Raw genomic sequence first — 18,413 nt, 5'->3', positions numbered from 1 at the left:
GGTGAACTCAGCCGTCAGACTGCGGCTGGTTCACGCAGCTCATCGACGTCGGCGGCGCCGTCACTCGCTGCCTCTGGAGTCTTCTTCGGAACCGACAGGAGCAGGTAGCCGATGACGATCCACACCGTGAGCACGGCGAACGCCGCCGCAGAGCCGGCCCCGTCGAAGAACGCGGCACTGCGCAGCGCGGTCCCGGTGGCGCCGAGCGGCAGCAGCTGTCCCACCGTCGCCCAGATCGACGGCAGGAACTCCGGCGGTGCGGAGACGCCCGCGAGCGGCATTCCGACGAGCATGAACAGCAACGCGGCCACGCCGATCCCCGGTGCACCCACGACACGGACAAGACCCGCGACCGGCGCCGCGATCGCGAGGATCCCCGCGGCGAGAGCCAACCACTGAAGCACGAATCCCCCGCCGAGCACACCCACCGCCATCGCGACGCCGATCGACGCGGCCGAAACGGCCGCGGCGCCGACGGGCAGAGCCCACAGGATCACCCTGCGGCGACGTCCGACTAGCGCCGCTGTGGCGCCGAGTGCGACACCGGCCATGAAGACCGGCATGACCATCGAACCGAACCCCGCACCACGCGAGTCGTCGTCGGTGGCCGGCGCGACGTCCACGACCGGGGCGGCGGGCGCACCCGACTGAGCGGCCAGCCCGGTCCCGATCTGCGTGAGCATCGTCGCGACCGTGGGGCTGCCACCGGTCGCGACGATCGTCTGAGGCTGCGCGCCGAGCACAAACCCGCCGTACACCTCACGATTGCGCGCGGCGTCCTGCAGGTCGTCTGACGACTCGAACCCACGGACGTCGAAGGCCCCCGGCTGGTGCTGGTCGAGCGAAGCGCTCACCTGGCCCACTGCAGCGGCGGGCCCCGCCACACCGATCGGCACCTTGTGCGGCGTGCCCCGAGACGCGGGTCCGATGAACATCAGCAGGACGAGCGGAATGACGATCGAGAGTCCGAGGACGACGGCTCCCAGCTTGCGGACTGTCGTGGACATGGCCAACAACCTCCGATTAATTCAACAACTGTTGACGCACACGGTACGACCAACCCCGGGCCAAGTCAACAACTGTTGAATTTCAGGTAGACTGAACCACATGGCAGAGCCTTCATCCACCCGAGCCGGACGACGCAGCGGAGAGTCCACGGCACGTGCCGACATCCTGGCCGCGGCGCGAGAGATGTTCGCAAGCAACGGATTCAAGAGCACGTCACTGCGCGCGGTGGCCGCCGAGGCCGGCGTCGACGTCGCGCTCGTCTCCTACTACTTCGGCAGCAAGCACGGCCTGTTCGTCGAAGCACTCGAAGTCCCGGTCGACCCCGCCGAGCAATTGACGCGCGCCGCGACTGGGCCCCGGTCCGCGCTGGGCACGAGGATGATCACCGAGTTCACCGGAGCATGGGAGGGCGAGACGACCGGCACTGCACTCCAGGGACTGCTGAGGTCCATCGTCAACGACCCCGGACGATCGAATGCGTTCGGCGAGTTCGCCTCGCACCGCATGGTCCCACTGCTCTCCGAGAAGGCCGGGGTGGATCTGGACACCGCCCGCGTGCTCATCAGCTGCGTGTTCGGCATGGCGATGGTTCGCTATCTCATCGGAGTCCCGACGTTCGCCGAGATGAGCCGTGACGAGGTGATCGCGATGTACGGGCCCCGGCTCCAGCTGATCGTGGACGCCGACGGAACCGTCTCGCCGTAAAAGATTCACCGATCCGACGGTTACCGGCCGGTATCGGCCCGTTTCCCGTCGAATCGGTGAATGTTACGCGTGGAGCGTGTCGTCAGCCGCGGCCGCGACCGGCGACGCGCGGCGACCGCTTGTTGTAGCCGTCACGCTTGTTGTATCCGCCGCGGCCACGCGGTGCGCCCATGTCGACGCGCAGATCGATCGGGTTCTTGCCGATGCGTGTGTGCTTGAGCAGGTTCAGAGTCTCGGAGTCGAGATCGTTCGGCAGCTCGACCAGCGAGAAGTCGTCACGGATGCTGATGTTTCCGAAGTCGCCTCGGGTGAGGCCGCCTTCGTTGGCGATCGCACCGACGATGGCTCCAGGCGACACCTTGTGCTTGCGTCCGACGGCGATGCGGTAGGTCGCGAAATGACCGCCGTTGCTGCCGCGCGGTGCACGCTCCGGACGCTCGTTGCGCTCACGTCGCTGCCCCGCGGGCGGATCGGGCGCCATGAGGAACCCGCCGTCCCGTGATTCGAGCGCAAGAGCGGCCGCGACGTCCGCCATCGCGACGTCGTTCTCGCGGGCGTAGTTCTCCACGAGGCCGCGGAACATGTCGAGATTGCTCGACCCGAGATTCGACGTGATCGAGTCGGCGAACTTGGCGACACGCTGCGCGTTCACGTCGTCGACGCTCGGCAGGTCGATCTCTTCGATGCTCTGACGCGTATGGCGCTCGATCGAGCGGAGCAGGTGACGCTCACGCGGCGAGACGAAGAGCAGCGCGGTGCCCGATCGTCCGGCGCGACCGGTGCGGCCGATGCGGTGGACGTACGACTCCACGTCGTGCGGGATGTCGTAGTTGACGACGTGCGAGATGCGGTCGACGTCCAGCCCTCGCGCGGCCACGTCTGTGGCGACGAGAATGTCGAGCGAGCCGTCCTTGAGTTGGTTGATGGTGCGCTCGCGCTGCGCCTGGACCATGTCGCCGTTGATCGCCATAGCCGACAGGCCACGCGAGCGCAGCTTCTCGGCGAGTTCTTCGGTCGCCGACTTGGTGCGGGCGAAGATGATCATCCCGTCGAAGGTCTCGACTTCGAGGACACGAGTCAACGCGTCGAGCTTCCGCTGGTGCGACACCTGCAGGTACTTCTGCGTGATGTTCGACGCGGTGGCGGTCTTCGCCTTGACCGTCACCTCCTGCGGATTGTTCAGGTACTTGCGTGCCAAGCGGCCGATCGAGGCGGGCATGGTCGCCGAGAACAACGCGACCTGCTTCTTGTCCGGAGTGTCGGCGAGGATGCGCTCGACGTCTTCGGCGAAGCCCATTGTGAGCATCTCATCGGCCTCGTCGAGGACGAGGAATTCGAGCTCAGACAGGTCGAGCGTGCCCTTGTCGAGGTGGTCGATCACTCGACCCGGGGTGCCGACGATGACCTGCGCACCGCGGCGGAGACCCGACAGCTGAACCCCGTAGCTCTGGCCGCCGTAGATCGGCAGAACCTTCACCTCGGGCATCTTGCTGGCGTACCGACCGAACGCTTCGGACACCTGCAACGCGAGTTCACGCGTCGGCGCCAGGACGAGCGCCTGCGGCTTGCGGGCAGAGGTGTCGATGCGCGACAGCACGGGGATGGCGAACGCCGCCGTCTTACCTGTGCCGGTCTGCGCGAGGCCGACCACGTCGCGTCCCTCGAGAAGCGGAGGAATGGTCGCCGCCTGGATGGGCGACGGCGTCTCGTACCCGACTTCGTCGACTGCTGCGCGCACGCGACCGTCGATGTCGAAGTCGTCGAAGCTGGACACCGGTGCCGAATCGTCGGCGGAATCTTTAGTCATCGTCTGTAGATGCTACCCCGAAAAGGGCCTGTGACATGCCTCACCGGTCTACTGGTACTGTGCGAGCGAAGAATTCGCCCGCCGGGCGGTTCGAGCGATTTCCACTTGAGGGGAATGAACATGCAGGAGTACACCACTCCCACCAGTTTGGTCGTCGATCCGAGTGCAACGACGATCAGCACTCTGCAGCGTTACCGCAAGGAACGCCCGACTCTCCCGCTGTTCAAGCGTCGTGGAGACGGCGGGCAGTGGGTGACGGTGACTGCCGGACAGTTCGCCGATGAGGTGGACGCCGTCGCCAAGGGGCTGATCGCCGCCGGTGTGACCGCGGGCGACCGCGTCGCGCTGCTCTCGTCCACCCGTTTCGAGTGGACCCTCTTCGACTACGCGATCTGGCGCACGGGCGCCACCACTGTCGCCATCTACGAGACCTCGTCCCCCGATCAGGTCGACTGGATTCTCACCGATTCCGCGGCGTCGGTCCTGATCGTCGAAGACGCAGGCCAGCGCAGCAAGCACCAGGAAGTGATCGCAGGCGCCTCGGCGCTGCGCGAGACCCTGGTGATCGACGACGGCGCCGTGAACGCCCTCCGCAAGCGCGGCGCGGACGTTCCCGACTCCGAACTCGACGCGCGCGAGGCAGCTGCCAAGAGCAGCGACGCCGCGACCCTCATCTACACCTCCGGCACCACGGGCCGCCCGAAGGGTGTCGTCCTGACGCACGAGAACTTCCTCTCCGAGACCGCGGCGACGGCCGCCGCGGTCGGCACCGGCATGGAGGAGGGCAAGTCGACCCTCCTGTTCCTGCCGCTGGCCCACGTGTTCGCCCGTGTCGTCGCCGTCGCCGCGCTCGAGAACGGAGTGGTCCTCGGGCACACCTCGGACATCCCGAACCTGATCGCCGACCTGGCCGTGTTCAAGCCGAACTACGTGCTGTCGGTCCCTCGAGTGTTCGAGAAGGTCTACAACACCGCCGAGCAGAAGGCGATCGACGGCGGCAAGGGCTCCATCTTCGGCAAAGCCGTGGACACCGCGATCGAGTTCAGCCGCGCCGAGGAGGCAGGCGGAGCGGGTCTGGTTCTGAAGATCAAGCACACCATCTTCGACAAGCTCGTCTACGGCAAGCTGCGCGACGCCCTCGGCGGCAACTGCGAGGGCGCGATCTCCGGCGGCGCACCGCTCGGCGATCGTCTCGGCCACTTCTTCCGCGGCGCCGGGGTTCCGATCTACGAAGGTTACGGACTGTCGGAGACGACGGCCGCCGTCACCGCCAACAGCCAGGAGCACAGCCGGATCGGTTCAGTCGGCCGCCCGGTGCCGGGTGTGACCGTCAAGATCGCCGAGGACGGCGAAGTCCTGCTCAAGGGCGGAATGGTCTTCAGCGGCTACTGGCAGAACGAGGCGGCCACCGCCGACTCGATCCGGGACGGCTGGTTCCACACCGGCGACATCGGTCGCCTCGAGGACGGGTTCCTGTTCATCACCGGCCGCAAGAAGGAATTGATCGTCACCGCAGGCGGCAAGAACGTCTCCCCGGCACAGCTCGAGGACTCGATCCGTGCGCACCCGCTGGTGAGCCAGTGCCTCGTCGTCGGCGACAAGAAGCCGTTCATCGCAGCGCTGATCACCCTGGATCCCGAGGCCGTGCCCGGGTGGCTCGAGCGCAACGGGCTCCCCGCCGACACGTCACTGACCGAGTTGACGACGAACGCGGCGATCCGCGCCGAACTCGACGCGGCGGTCGCCGACGCCAACAAGAAGGTGTCGAACGCCGAGGCGATCAAGAAGTACGAGGTCCTCGACACCGACTTCACGATCGACACCGGCGAGCTGACCCCGACGATGAAGCTGAAGCGCAACGTGATTCACGAGACGTACCAGCAGGCGATCGCCGACCTGTACTCGTGATCGACAGGGCTGCGCCCGCGTTCACCTCGTGACGCGGTCCGCTCACGGCCGCGATCTGGCGATCGATGCGCTGCGCGGGCTGGCCATCTGGAGCATGGTCAGTCTGCACTTCGCGGACGGCACCTGGGCGGCCGAACCGACTCATCTGTTCCCCTACATGGACGGGATGAGTGCGTTCGTCCTGCTGTCCGGTCTGGTGCTCGGCATCGTCCATCAACGGTGGATCAGCCGGTTCTCGCTGCGATACAGCGTGGACCGGCTGATTCGTCGGATCGCCGTCCTGTACGTGTGCCAGGCCGCGATCGGGCTCGCCGCAGTGGTGGCGGCCCAGGCATTCACTCGCCGTGAGTTCCGCCGAGTCTCGCTGTTGCCGTATCCGGACGACGTCGGCGAGAAGATCCGTTGGGCGCTCGGTCTGCGCTACCTGCCCAGTGGTGGGAACATCCTGCTGCTCTACCTGATTCTGATGATTATCGCGCTGGCCGTGATCCCGATTCTGATGCGTCGATGGTGGCCGCTCGTCGTGGTCGGATCGATCGGGCTGTACGTGGTCAGTCAGACCTCGACTGCCGGGTGGATGGTCGTCACGTCGTTCCCCGGCGGGCTCGAAGTGCAGAACTGGGCGGCCTGGCAGGTCTTGTTCGTGGTCGCGCTGGTGATCGGCTGGCACTGGGACCGGCTGCGCGTTCCCGAGCGGGTCGACGCCGCACTCCCCGTGCTGGTCGCCGTGTCGCTGGCAGTCGGCCTCACCGTTCGTGACGTGATCCGGTCCAAGTCCGTTGTTCGCCACTCCGGTTGGCTGATCGACAAAGTCGACCTCGGGGTCGTCCGGGTGATCGTGGCGTTCCTGGTGGTGACCACGTTGTACGGCGTCTTCCGCGCAGTCCTACGCTGGACTCGTCGCGATGTGCTGCGTCCGCTTGTCTCGACCGGTGCCCGCAGTCTCGATTCGTACGTGATCCAGGCGCTGGCGCTGCTCGCGGTCCCCGCGGTCCTCGTCGCGCGTCCCTGGTCGCCTTCGACGGCGATGACGGTGGCCGTGGCGGTCTTCGCGACATGCTGGTTGTGGGCCGAAGCCCGCAGTCGGTTCCGGATCGACAAGCTCCACCGGCTGCCGATGCAGATGGTCCAGGCAGGCGCGGCGGGGATACAGCGAGCAGGGAGAGCACAGCGATGACACAGCGCCCGGACAAGCACGACGCGTCTACGGTCGGTGAGCAGACCTGGAGTGTCCACGGAGGGAATCACGCCGAGGGCGAGGGCGGCGCGATCCGGGTTCCGGTCACGATGGCGAACTCGTATCACCTGCCTGCGGACCCGTCGACGATGGACTGGTCGAACCCGGAGCACCTCACGTACACCCGGAACACCGGCGTCAACCAGATCGCACTGCAGGACAAGCTCGTCGCGTTGGAGCACGGGCAGGACGCGGTTGCACTGGCGTCCGGAGTCGCCGCGCTGCACGCGGTCTTCTTCTCGCATGTCTCGGTCGGCGATCACGTCGTGGTGGCCGACGCGACGTACGAGGCGACCTACAAACTGTGGACGTCTCTGTTGCCGAGGAAGTACGGGATCGACGCGACGTTCGTCGACATCGCCGACCTCGACGACGTGCGCGCGGCGATCCGGCCGAACACCAAGTTGATCGTGACCGAGGTGATCGCGAATCCGACGACGAAGGTCGCGGACATCGCGGCGCTCGCCGACCTCGCTCATGCCGCAGGCGCACTGCTCATGGTGGATTCGACGTTCACTCCCCCGCCGCTGTTCCGTCCGCTCGACCACGGCGCCGACCTGGTCGTGCACTCGTTGACCAAGTACATCAACGGGCACGGCGACGCGATGGGCGGTGCGGTGATCGGCACGGCGACGGCGGTGGAGCCGATCCGGTCGGAGGCGATGGTCGACGTCGGCGGTGTGATCTCGCCGTTCAACGCATGGCTGATCATGCGCGGCTCCGTCACTCTCCCCCTGCGCCTTCGCCAGCATCAGGCGTCGGCTCTGGAACTCGCGCGATTCCTCGAGTCCGACGAGCGCATCGCATACGTCGCCTACCCCGGGCTGGAATCACATCCCCAGCACGACCTCGCCGTCCGACAGTTCGGCGGCGCGGCGCGCCCGACGCGGGATTCGGCGGCATCATGTCGTTCGCATTGAAGGGCGATCCCGACCTGCAGAATCGCTTCGTCGCGGCGCTGCGCGTGATCACGTCGGCGGTGTCGGTCGGTCACGACGAATCGTTGATCGTGCACGTCGGCACCACCGGACCCCGTGTCGCGGCCTACCCCGACGGGTTCCGCGAGTACGGTCACCTGCGCTTCTCCGTCGGTCTCGAGGACGTCGACGATCTGAAGGCCGATCTCGCCGCGGCTCTCGACATCGCCTGCTCCTGACCGCAGGCGACGACTGCAGTCCGACGTTCCGACTCAGCGCCCGAATCCAGCTGCGACGCGGCGTATCACGTCCTCGTCGACGGTCACGCCGACGGCGTCGGGGACTCGGGTGGCCGCCAAGACGCACAGACCGTGGACCGCGGCCCAGCAGGTCAGCGCGCGGTCGGGTTCACCGACTGCAGACACGATCGCACGAAACCACGGACCCGTCTTCGACCGCAGATCCTCCCCTGCACCGTCGAGCAGATCGTGACGAAAGATCAGTTCGAACATCCCCGGTCGCCGCTGCGCGAATCGCCAGTACTCGACAGCCGCGTCGGCGATGCCGTGCTCGATCGCGGGCGACAGCACTCGGTCCAGGTCGGCGACGCCACTCGCCGCGATCGCGGAGAGCAGGCTCTCCAGCGTCGGAAAGTATCGCCGCGGGGCACCGTGCGAGACACCGGCTCTCGCGGCCACCGCTCGAATGCCGACAGCGCTGAGTCCCGACTCGTCGACGATCTCGACTCCTGCCGCCACGAGACGGTCACGCGTGGCCTCCATGTTGACAGTGTCTACGAAGGCACCACAGAATGTCGAGTAGACACTGTCTACCACTCGTGGAGGATACCGATGCCGACTGCCGCCTCAGTCCTGTACCCGCTCTGCAAACACGTCCTCATCGGCCCTGCACTCAGGCGGCGGATCAGCGTCACCGTGATCGGCCGGGACAACGTTCCCGCTGATGGACCGGTGATCGTCGCGTCGAACCACCTCGCCGAGATCGATTCGTTGATCCTCCCCTTGGCGATCCGACGACGACTGTCGTTTCTCGCGAAAGCCGAGTACTTCACCGGTTCCGGCCTTCGCGGACGCGCTGCACGAGCGTTCTTCGCCGGCACCGGTCAGATCCCGGTGGACCGTTCGGGCGGGGATCACTCAGCCCTCGACGCCGCCGAACGAGTCCTTCGCAGCGGTCGGGCGTGGGCCATCTACCCCGAGGGCACTCGGTCTCCCGACGGGAGGTTGCACCGTGGCCACACGGGTGCGATGCGTGTCGCTGCGCGAGTGCCGGGCACCGCTGTCGTCCCCGTCGCGATCTCCGGGACGCGCGACGTGACGCCCGCCGGATCACGTCGGGTTCGTCGCGGAGCAGTGACGGTTCACATCGGCGAGCCCTTGTCGACAGACGATATCCTGGGACGCGAGCACGATGTTCGAGCGGCAACCGACGACCTGATGGCCGCCATCCGCCGCCTCGGCGACCTGCCGTACGTCGACGAGTACGCCCGACGCTGACGTCGAGGCGCCTAGTCGGCGACGTGCAGGATCCCCCGGCCGATCGCGTCGCGCACAGACGGCAACGCGGCCTGTGCCAATGCGTCGGCGTCGACACCGTGGAAGTCGGCGAGCAGGGTGATCAGCGCAGCCAGCGGTACCTGGCCGCGGCAGCCGGCGAGCAGCGCGGTCAACACTTCGTCGACGCCGAGCACCGCCCCGGGACCGCCCGGGCGGGTGACGGACGCACCGACCTGCTGCCAGCCCTCGTCCCCGGGAAGCGACTGGGTTTCCAGAAAGACCGGAGGCGTGGTGAGACGCGCGGCGAGGAGGTCCTCGTCGGATGTGTTGCGCAGGAAGTCACGGCGTCGCCACCAAGCCTGAGCCTCGAAACCAGTGACTTCCTGCCCTGCCGCGGTGATCTCCTCGATCGTGACGTCCACCGCACGATCCTCCAGCGGCCGACGGAGAGTGACCGACCCCATGCCGATCCCGACGATGCCCTCGCGTTCGAACCAGTCGAGCCAGTCCGCCCCTCGACGGGCCGCGTCCTCGGGCGACTCGCCTGCGTCGGACACCCAGAGGGACACGTAACTGATCGGATCGGCGAGTTCGCGCTGCACCACCCAGGCGTCGAGACCACTGGTCTCCACCCACGCTCGGACGCGTTCGTCCCAGCGCTCCTCGTCGTAGACCACCCAGTTGGCGAGCATCTGCGCGATCCCACCGGGGTTGAGGTACGTGGCGGCGTTCTCGATCAGCTGCCTGCTGACGCCGTCTCCGACGATGCCGGAGTCACGGTAGATGTAGTCCTGCGCTCCGGTCCCGACCACAAACGGCGGGTTGGAGACGATGAGGTCGAACGTCTCCCCCTCGACCGGTTCGTACAAGCTGCCGTCCCGCAGATCCCACTGCATTCCGTTGAGCCGTGCCGTCGCTGCCGCGAGTGCGAGCGCCCGCGGATTGGTGTCGGTGGCGACGATCTCATCGCAGTGGCCGTCCATGTGGAGCGCCTGCACACCACATCCGGTTCCAAGGTCCAGCGCACGCCGGGCCGGAGTGCGAATCACAGCCTGCGCCAACGACATCGACGCACCGCCGATGCCCAGCACATGATCGTGCTCAACGGAGCCCGGACGCATCGACGCATCCTGATCGGCGACCACCAGGTAGTCGGACGCGTCACTGCCGTGAGGACGGATGTCGAGGAGCGCGCGGACCCCACCGTCGAACCGATCGAGCACACCTCCGTCGACGAGCGCCTGCACCGTCACGGGAGCGAGTGCTTCGGCGACCTGGAACTCGGGCTCGGTGGAACCGAGCAGAAAGAGCCTGACGAGGGTTGCGAGCGCAGGATCGGCGTCGACCCGGCGAGTGGCACGCAGCGCGGGCCACCATGATCCGTTGACGAGCGCCGTGCTCGCCTGCTCGCCGAGAAGACCGTCGATGCCCTCCGAGGAGAAGTCCGCGGCACGCAGTGCCCCGCCAAGGGCGTCGACGAGGTCTGGATCTGAGAGTGGGTATGCCGTCACCGCCCGAGCGTACCGGTACAGTGTTCTTCGCACGCCGACCCGATTCGGCGTCGCGCGCGAGTGGCGGAATTGGCAGACGCGCTGGATTTAGGTTCCAGTGTCTTCGGACGTGAGGGTTCAAGTCCCTTCTTGCGCACAGATCATGCCCGCAAAAGCGGCACTGAGCGTCGGGCGATGACTGAAATCGTCCCCACGCCCGCACTCCGAGGGCGCACTGCCCTCGGAGTCAGCTCCCTGGGACGATTTCAGTCACACTGTCGGCCTTTAGTATGGACGACATGCTCGCCTCCCTCGCGTCCTTCACCGTGGCGGCCGTCCTCCTCGTGATCCTCCCCGGACCCGACTCACTTGTAGTGATCCGCGGCCTGACACGCGACGGGCGGGCGGGCGGAGTGCGGACGTCATTCGGCGTCGTCTGCGGACTGCTCGTCTGGGTGATCGCCGCAGTCCTCGGACTGTCCGCGCTGCTTCAAGCCAGCGAGATCGGTTTCGAGATCCTGAAGATCGTCGGAGGCGTCTACCTGGTCTGGATGGGCGTCCAGACTCTGCGGTCGATGCGTGCCCTGCCTGCCCAACCGGAGCCTGCGCCGGCCGACGGGCGCGCAGGAGGGTTCCTCGCGGGATTCCTCACGGACATTCTGAATCCCAAGATCGGCATCCTGTTCATCACGCTCCTGCCCGGTTTTGTGCCGGACGGCTACTCGGCAGCATGGACCACGTTCGGCCTCGGAATGCTCTACGTAGCCCTGACCTGCGTGTATTTCGCGGCCCTCGTCCTCGCCGCGGGCCGGATCGCCAACTGGATGCAGACGCCGCGTATCCGACGACGCATCGATGCCGTCGCAGGCGTCGCCCTCATCGGCTTCGGAGTCCGGCTCGCGACCGAGTAGGTCAGATCTCGACCATCCGATGTTCGCGGGCTGGTCGGCGCTTGCCGCGAATCGTGATCAGGTCACGCGCGTGCAGGTCGAGCGCGATGTCTTTCGGGAGCTGTGGGGTCCAGGGCTTCACGTCGGTGGCATCACCGTTCACGTCGAGAGCGGCCAGAACAGTCAGGCTATGCGCGGCGAGCCGCCTCGTCTCACGTCCTTCCCGCGGCCAATGCGCGTACACGTGGACGGCGACGTGCATCGTCTGACGGCCGGTGTGGATCAGACGCGCCTGCACCTCGACCACTTGACCGATGTGAATGGGCCGATAGAAGCGCACCCCGCCCATGTAGACGGTCACCGCCTCCCCCGACCACCAGCGCACCGCGCACAGGTACGCGGCATCGTCGATCCACCCCATCACCCGCCCACCGTGGGCCTTGCCGCCCCAGTTGACATCGGTCGGGGCCGCCAAGAAGCGCGTCGAGACGTTGAGCGCCGCTGACGTGCCGGAGTAGTCCGCGTCGCTCATCGCCGCCGTGATCCTGTTCCGAACCTCGGTGCGGGCACACGCTGCGTCCGACCGTGCGACGTCGGCCGCCCAGACGGGCTCCCACTGTCGAACGGGCGTCGGGGTCCCCTCCTCATCGACCGAGACGAACACCAGAAGACATCGACTCGCCTCGGTGAACGTGCCGACGCGAGGATCCGCGGAAGCCACCGAGCACTCGATGTGCATGCTCGTCCGTCCGGTGTGGACGAGGGTCGCCGTCACTTCGACGATGTCGCCCGACTCGATGTCCCGGCCGAAGCTGATGTTCCCGACGTACGCGGTCACGCTGTACCCGCCCGACCATGCCGCCGCGCACGCATACGCCGCCTTGTCGACCCACTCCAGGATCCGCCCGCCCCGGACACCGCCGCCGATCGTCGCCACGTCGGTTGGCGCCGCCATGAAACGCAGCGTCATCTCACGATCGTTCCTCGTCATCCTTCGGCCTCCTCATCGTCGTATCGCACCATGGTCGGAGGTTCCGGAAACGCACAGTGAGCTGGGGTGACGATGCGAGGGGTCGGCCATGTCGCGGTAACACGGCCGTTACGGGCACATAGATGGGTTCGGCTGCACCACCGCGATGGGTCACGCACGGGGACGACGACGGTTCCGTACACGACATCGGCGAACCCTGCGATTCCTCGGTCGAGAGCGTGTCGCGGGATCCAAACGGCCGAGCGATCCTGTGCTCAGGCACCTGGCAGGACGGTCCATTGCGGTGCACGGAGGAACCGTGGTGTCAGACCTGCCAGCCCTCCGACGCTCGCCAGCGTTCCCAGAGATCGGCGAACACACCGCCGCCTGTGAGGAGACCGTCGACAGGGCCGGACTCGGCCACACGCCCGCCATCGAGCACCACGACCGAATCGGCGATCGCCACGAGCGCAGGACGGTGCGTGACGACCACGATCGTGCGAGTGCCCCGAATGCGCTGCAGCGAGTCCACGACCGCCCGTTCGGTCACCACGTCCAGCGACGACGTCGCTTCGTCCACCAACAGCACACCGGCCGGTTTGGCCAGTGCCCGAGCGAGACCGACCCGCTGGCGTTCGCCTCCGGACAGGGTGTTTCCACCCTCACCGATCTTCGACTCCCAGCCGTCGGGCAGGCCCGCCAACACGGAGTCCAGCTGAGCGAGATCCGCGATCTCCACCAAGTCGGCGGCGTCTCCGGTCATCACGTTCTCGCGGACGGTTCCGGGCCGAAGGAGTGTGGTCTGGAAGACGACCGCGGAGCCCGCGAGTCGCGTGTCCGCGTCCGACGTCGAACCACCGACCGACACTTGTCCGCCTGACGGTTCGCGCAGGCCCGCGACGACATCGAGCAGCGTCGACTTGCCCGATCCCGAATGTCCGACGATCACCGTGATCTCACCGCGACGGAACGTCAGATCAACACCGTCCAGCGCACGAGTTCCGTCCGGATAGCTGTAGTCGACCGCCTCCAGGACGACGTCGACCGGGCCGTCCGCGCCGTCAGCCGATGTCTGGACGGCGACCTCGGACTCGACGAGTTCCCGCAGGTCGGCGAGCGTCCGTTGGATTCCCGCGTACGGCGTCGCCAGCAACGACAGAGATCCGGTGCTCTCGACCATGCGCAAGGCGACGACGATGAGCGCGGCCGCCGTCGATCCGGACAGGTCGTCGGACAGGTACAGGGCGCCCGCCGTGACGCCTAGCGCGATGAGCACGATCTGTCCGACCACGCTGAACAGGATGTCCCCGGGGATCTGCCACGCGAGCAGGCGGAAGCCACGACTGCGAGACCTGGAGATCACGCCGTCGACCAGGCGCGGCCCCACACCGGCGGCTCGCAGTGTCGGCTGTGCCCACGCGTACTCCAGCATCCGGTCGTCGAGTTCGCGGCCGGCGGCAGCGAATCCGTCCTCGGCCTTCGCCACGGCGCGTCGACTGAGGAAGAACGCGCCGAACAGGGCGGCTCCGGCCACGAGACCGACGAGGCCGAGTTGCCACGACACCAGGAACAGGCCGATCGACAGGAACGGCACGAGGAGAGCCGCTCGGATCAGCGGGGAGAACAGCAGGACGATCGCCGACACGGCGTCCGGTCCCGACTTCGCGACGAGGTCACGGAGCATCGATGCGCGCTCACCGTGCAGGTCGGCGGTGTCAAGCGTCCGGATCGCCTGCACACCCGCCCGTTCCGCCGCGTCGATCACGCCGAATCCGACTCGGACGCCGGCTTTGGTGACGGCCATGTCGGTCGCCCATCCGACGATCAGCGCCGCCGCCATCATCGCCACCCACGGCCACGCATCGGCCGGCTCGTCACCGAAAAGCGCCGCGAGCACCGGTATCAGGCCGATCGTGGCAGCGGCTTGCAGGATTGTCGAGAAGATCGTCAGTCCGTAAAAGGCTGCCCGGTCGGCACGATGTGTCCCGCCGGTGACCGCAGCAAGGTCGGTGAAGATCATCGGAGCGCCTCCTGTGCTTGTGCGGTCATCGCCGCGTATCGCCCACCCGCCTCGAGCAGTTCGGCCGGTGGTCCTTGCTCGACGATCCGCCCGCCGTCGAGCACCACGATGCGGTCCGAATCGGCGACCGTGTGCAGACGATGTGCGACGACGAGTACCGTCCGGCCGTCGAGCAGCCGAGTGAGACCCTGTCGCACCTCCCATTCGGAATCGGGATCAGCGGCTGCGGTGGCCTCGTCGAGCACCACCAGCCGCGGATCTCCGAGGATGGCGCGGGCGATCGCGATGCGTTGCCGCTGGCCACCGGACAGACTCTCGCGGTCCACGACGGTGTCGTATCCGTCGGGCAACGTCGAGACCACGTCATCGATGTACGCGGCGCGCGCGGCCTCCACGACCGCCGACCGGTCGACGTCCGGCATCCCGAGCGCGATGTTGTCGGCGATGGTCCCGCGGACGAGCTGCACGTCCTGCAACACCACGGCGACCTGGCTGCGGAACTGCGCTTCGGGCACATCTCGATAGTCGACGCCGTCGATCAGCACCGTGCCCGATGTCGGGTCCCAGAGTCGTGCCACCAGCGCCGCGACCGTCGATTTTCCGGCCCCGGACGGCCCGATGAGCGCGGTCGTCGTTCCGGCCGCGAGTCGGAGATCGACGTTGTCGAGCACCGGGCGTCCGGGCGTGTACCCGAACGTGACCCCGCGCAGCGCGACGGTCGCAGGTCCGGAGGTGGGCGGCACGTCGTCGTCGGCGAGAGGAAGCTCCCCGGTGGTCAGGAGCAGGTCGAGGCCGGCCTTGGCCTCCATCCCCTCACGCAGCCCGTTGGCGGCGAACGACGCGCCGAGAAGTCGGTCGCCGAACGACGTCCCGAGAATCAGGAACGGCAGGACCGCGAAAGCATCCATCCAGCCCGCGGTGATCAACGCGGTGCCGGCGAGGCAGACCAGCACCATCGACGTCATCGGTCGATTGAGCTGCAACAGGACCGACTTGGTGCCGACAGTCGCGTTCTGCCAGTCCTTCACGAAATCGGTGAGGCGCCGCACCTCGCCGGGCAGATCGACGGTCGCCCTATCGCCGAACACACGCGAGGTCTGCTGCCCGCCGATGAATCGCTCTGCATCGCCGGGAAGCGTCGCGTACCACTGCATTCGCCTGGTCAAACGCGGTTTGTCGGCTGTGGCCAGGCGGCCCATCATCACGACGTACACGATCACCGGGACAAGCAGCACCAGCGCGAGACGCCAGTCGACGGAGAACAGGTATCCGAGAATCACCAGCGGTGTGACGATCGCGGCGATGACGTCGGGCACCGCATGCGTGATCAGATAATGCAGTCCGGAGACGTCGTCCTGCACTGACTTGCGGACGTCGGAGTGGCGTCGCCCGGCGAACCATCCGAGCGGGAGTCGCGACAGTTTGTCGAGCACCCGGCGGCGCAGCGCCGCCGCATACACCTGGTCGTAGAAGTGCATGACGGCGATCAAGAGGGCGCTGCCCACGCCGCCTGCGACCAGCACGATCAACGCCGTGACACCAACGCCGACGAGTTCGGCTCGTTCGGCGCCAAACACGAGTCGTCGAGCCAGTTCGGCGAAGAGGACGAGTGGGATCACCTCGAGCACCGCGAGGACCAGTGCGAACAATCCGGCGATGACCATCGCCGGCACGGCGGGGGCGAGCACCGACGTGGCCTTCGTGGAGGTCTCTTCCCGGACATCCGGCGCGTCGGCGGCGATGTCCACATCCGCCTGCTTGCCCATCGCACGGCCGGCAGCCCAGTACGCCTGCGCGTGCATCGTAGCCTTGTTGTGGCCGTGATCGCGTGCCAGCGCGGACTTCGCCAGCCGCACCGCGGTACTTTCGGCGGTCACCCAGGTGGCCCACCCGCGGTAGTCGTCGTCGCCGATGGCGTCCACCAGCGCGCGGCGGTCGGGGCTCGTCGGCACCCAATCGATGGTCAGGCCGTCGTGAGCGGGCATGGGAAGGTCGAGGTCGTCGTCGTTCTGATACTCCAGAACCATCCGGATCGGCACGCCTGCCGGAATCTTCTCGACCAGGGAGACGAACGCGGGCCACGATGCGACGTCGCCGAGCAGCAGGTACCCGAGCGGGTCCTCGGGCACGTCGTAGCCGTCACCGCTGAGCCTGGTCATCAGCAGTTCGTCGCCGATCGACGCGGTTCGGGCCCACGTCGACGCCGGACCTGCCGGTTCGTGGACGAGAAAGCACAGCGCAAACGTCCCGGCGGCCGGGTCCGGGTCGACGAAGGTGTATCCGCGCTGGTGGAACTTGGACGGATTGTCTGCGTCGGGAAACCATGCACGGATCCAGGCGGTCGGCTTCTCGCCTGCCGGGTACATGATCTCGGTGCAGCTGAAGTCGATGCGAACGACGTGGTCGGTGATCCACCGGACGCCGGTGACCGTCGCCGGATGGTTCTTCGCGCCGAGTGCACGCAGCATCGCGCCCTGGAATCCAGTTCCCATGAACTCTCCTGAAGATTAGGTTTGCCTAATCTTAGAGGAGTGGTTCACGCCTCCGCGCGGCGCACCATCTCCGCGATCCACGTCGGCGCGTACGGCGAGGTGCATCCCGGCGATGTCGGGTAGTCCTCGAGCACCCCCAACCGTTCACCGATCGCGACTGCCCGGTCACGCAGTTCCGCGTGGCCGATGCCGATCTGCGCCAGAGTGGTGTTCATGGACCACTGCAGCCGGTCCGGCGCGTCCTTCATCTCGGCTTCGATGACGTCCAGCAGAGCTGGAAGATCGAGGCCGTCGGAGTCCTTGGCCACCCGGTCCGCGGTCAGCGACCATCCCGCCGCCGCGACTGCCGGATCGGCGTCGTCGAGCCAGGCGACCCGCAACGACTCCCGATGGGGACTCTTCGCGACGACGTTGCCGATCAGCCAGTCGGTCACTTTCGGTGTGCGGGCCTCGCGCAGCATCGTGTCCAATTCGGTCGCGGTGAACTCCTTCGGCCGACAGACCAGAAGAGCGACCAGTCGCGCCGCGGTGTCCCCGGTCGCCCACAGGTCGACGGCCAAGGGTTGCTGCGTCTTGCATCGTTTCGCGATCGCACGCAGCGTCGACAGCTTCACCGCGTGGTCGTCTCCGTGCCTGCGATTGATCGCCGACGTCTTCTCGTCAGCGAGGTCGGCGAGTTCGGCGAGGATCGTCTCGACATCGGTCACCAGTCGAGGATAACTGCGACACAGTTGCGACATTCCTGCGTCCGCCGACGCCCCCATCCGAGACATCCGATCGGCAAGGTGGACACCATGACCAATTCTGCTCACCGGATAGGCGCGTTCACCTGCGCCGTCATAGCTTTCGGCCTAGCGGTGGCCTCCTTCGCGATGTTCGTCGCCTCCTACCCCGGACAGGCCGCAGACGACGCCGCGATGAAGGCATGGGCGGCGCGGTGGGGCAACGACGTGCCGACCACCGGCTGGCTCGGCGCCCATCAGCTGATACTGCTCGCCGTCATCGGCGTCGTGATCGGCGCGGCCTGTGTGTGGCGCCGATCGACGCGTCTGGCAGTGCACGCCGCGGCCGTCATTCTCGGCGCCGTCGCCGCCGCAGTGTTCCTGAAGCACGGCCTCGACCGACCGTCGTTCGGTGTCGGGACCGCCAACAACTCGTTTCCGTCGAACACCGTCGCGGCGTTCGTCGCAGCGGGGATGGCCCTGGTCGTTGTGGTTCCGCAGCGGGTCAGGACCGTGGTAGCAGTCGGATCGAGCGTCGGAGCCGTCGTCGTGTCGGCCGCCGTCGTCGCCCTGCAGTGGCACCGGCCGTCGGATGTGATCGGGGGCTGGCTCATCGCGATCGCCGCCGCGGCTGCCGCTGAGTGCCTGGTGCCCGTTCGTGGTCCCCGCGTGGCCATGCAGCAGACGAACCCCGGGACCAGGCTCCACACTGTGCAAAGCTAGTCCAAGC

14 protein-coding genes, 1 tRNA gene and 1 pseudogene are annotated in these 18,413 nt (G+C 67.1%); 8 read left to right on the top strand and 8 right to left on the bottom strand.

Annotation, left to right across the window (positions count from 1 at the left end; genetic code table 11):
- Positions 1-14: 14 nt before the first annotated feature.
- On the bottom strand, positions 15-1,007 hold the full coding sequence (locus tag GM1_RS11040; protein WP_008378830.1) for a hypothetical protein: 993 nt from the start codon (positions 1,005-1,007) through the stop codon (positions 15-17).
- 100 nt (positions 1,008-1,107) lie between these two features.
- Between GM1_RS11040 and GM1_RS11035 the strand changes: the two genes are divergently transcribed.
- Positions 1,108-1,713 carry a TetR/AcrR family transcriptional regulator gene (locus GM1_RS11035; RefSeq protein WP_008378828.1) on the top strand — a complete coding sequence of 202 codons (606 nt, stop codon included), beginning with the start codon at positions 1,108-1,110 and terminating at the stop codon, positions 1,711-1,713.
- Positions 1,714-1,795: 82 nt separating this feature from the next.
- Here GM1_RS11035 and GM1_RS11030 read toward each other — a convergent pair whose 3' ends face one another.
- Positions 1,796-3,520 (bottom strand): DEAD/DEAH box helicase, encoded by a 1,725-nt coding sequence (locus GM1_RS11030; protein WP_008378826.1) that lies wholly within the window; start codon positions 3,518-3,520, stop codon positions 1,796-1,798.
- Between the two features lie 120 nt (positions 3,521-3,640).
- Here GM1_RS11030 and GM1_RS11025 point away from each other — a divergent pair, with 120 nt between their 5' ends.
- The 3 genes and pseudogenes from GM1_RS11025 to GM1_RS11015 all read left to right on the top strand — a co-directional run bounded on the left by GM1_RS11025 (position 3,641) and on the right by GM1_RS11015 (position 7,821).
- A complete protein-coding gene (locus GM1_RS11025) occupies positions 3,641-5,428 on the top strand; it encodes an AMP-dependent synthetase/ligase (RefSeq protein WP_008378824.1) in 1,788 nt (595 codons plus the stop codon).
- Between the two features lie 28 nt (positions 5,429-5,456).
- A complete protein-coding gene (gene opgC, locus GM1_RS11020) occupies positions 5,457-6,605 on the top strand; it encodes an OpgC domain-containing protein (protein ID WP_008378823.1) in 1,149 nt (382 codons plus the stop codon).
- A pseudogene (locus GM1_RS11015) lies at positions 6,602-7,821 on the top strand (trans-sulfuration enzyme family protein). The gene opgC and the pseudogene GM1_RS11015 overlap by 4 nt, the downstream one beginning before the upstream one ends.
- A 33-nt stretch (positions 7,822-7,854) precedes the next feature.
- Here the strand turns inward: GM1_RS11015 and GM1_RS11010 are convergent.
- The gene (locus GM1_RS11010) at positions 7,855-8,364 is read right to left on the bottom strand and encodes a TetR/AcrR family transcriptional regulator (RefSeq protein ID WP_008378817.1); all 510 of its coding nucleotides are present in this window, start codon (positions 8,362-8,364) and stop codon (positions 7,855-7,857) included.
- 69 nt (positions 8,365-8,433) lie between these two features.
- On the opposite strand from GM1_RS11010, the gene GM1_RS11005 reads away from it, so the two are divergent.
- Complete coding sequence (locus GM1_RS11005) at positions 8,434-9,099, top strand: lysophospholipid acyltransferase family protein (protein WP_008378815.1); 666 nt, start codon at positions 8,434-8,436, stop codon at positions 9,097-9,099.
- Between the two features lie 11 nt (positions 9,100-9,110).
- Here the strand turns inward: GM1_RS11005 and GM1_RS11000 are convergent, their stop codons facing one another.
- Entirely contained in the window at positions 9,111-10,610 is a 1,500-nt protein-coding gene (locus tag GM1_RS11000) for a DUF7782 domain-containing protein (RefSeq protein WP_008378812.1), read from the bottom strand.
- 54 nt (positions 10,611-10,664) lie between these two features.
- Here GM1_RS11000 and GM1_RS10995 point away from each other — a divergent pair.
- Positions 10,665-10,746 (top strand) — tRNA-Leu (locus GM1_RS10995).
- A gap of 142 nt (positions 10,747-10,888) precedes the next feature.
- A complete protein-coding gene (locus GM1_RS10990) occupies positions 10,889-11,500 on the top strand; it encodes a LysE family translocator (RefSeq protein WP_040519943.1) in 612 nt (203 codons plus the stop codon).
- A gap of 1 nt (position 11,501) precedes the next feature.
- Here the strand turns inward: GM1_RS10990 and GM1_RS10985 are convergent, their stop codons facing one another.
- The 4 genes from GM1_RS10985 to GM1_RS10970 form a co-directional block, all read right to left on the bottom strand.
- Positions 11,502-12,470, bottom strand: coding sequence for an acyl-CoA thioesterase (locus GM1_RS10985; RefSeq protein ID WP_008378809.1), 969 nt, complete (start codon positions 12,468-12,470; stop codon positions 11,502-11,504).
- A gap of 304 nt (positions 12,471-12,774) precedes the next feature.
- Positions 12,775-14,469: an ABC transporter ATP-binding protein gene (locus GM1_RS10980; RefSeq protein WP_008378807.1), complete on the bottom strand. Its 1,695-nt coding sequence runs from the start codon at positions 14,467-14,469 to the stop codon at positions 12,775-12,777.
- The gene (locus tag GM1_RS10975; protein WP_008378806.1) at positions 14,466-16,961 is read right to left on the bottom strand and encodes an ABC transporter ATP-binding protein/permease; all 2,496 of its coding nucleotides are present in this window, start codon (positions 16,959-16,961) and stop codon (positions 14,466-14,468) included. Before GM1_RS10975 ends, GM1_RS10980 begins: the two co-directional genes overlap by 4 nt.
- A 44-nt stretch (positions 16,962-17,005) precedes the next feature.
- The gene (locus GM1_RS10970; protein WP_052005380.1) at positions 17,006-17,701 is read right to left on the bottom strand and encodes a DNA alkylation repair protein; all 696 of its coding nucleotides are present in this window, start codon (positions 17,699-17,701) and stop codon (positions 17,006-17,008) included.
- 54 nt (positions 17,702-17,755) lie between these two features.
- Here GM1_RS10970 and GM1_RS10965 point away from each other — a divergent pair, with 54 nt between their 5' ends.
- Positions 17,756-18,406 carry a phosphatase PAP2 family protein gene (locus tag GM1_RS10965; RefSeq protein WP_008378803.1) on the top strand — a complete coding sequence of 217 codons (651 nt, stop codon included), beginning with the start codon at positions 17,756-17,758 and terminating at the stop codon, positions 18,404-18,406.
- The last annotated feature ends 7 nt before the right edge of the window (positions 18,407-18,413 follow it).

Origin of the sequence: Gordonia malaquae NBRC 108250, assembly GCF_000344135.1 — a bacterium.
Classification (GTDB): domain Bacteria; phylum Actinomycetota; class Actinomycetes; order Mycobacteriales; family Mycobacteriaceae; genus Gordonia; species Gordonia malaquae.
This window is presented reverse-complemented; position numbering and strand designations above follow the sequence as displayed.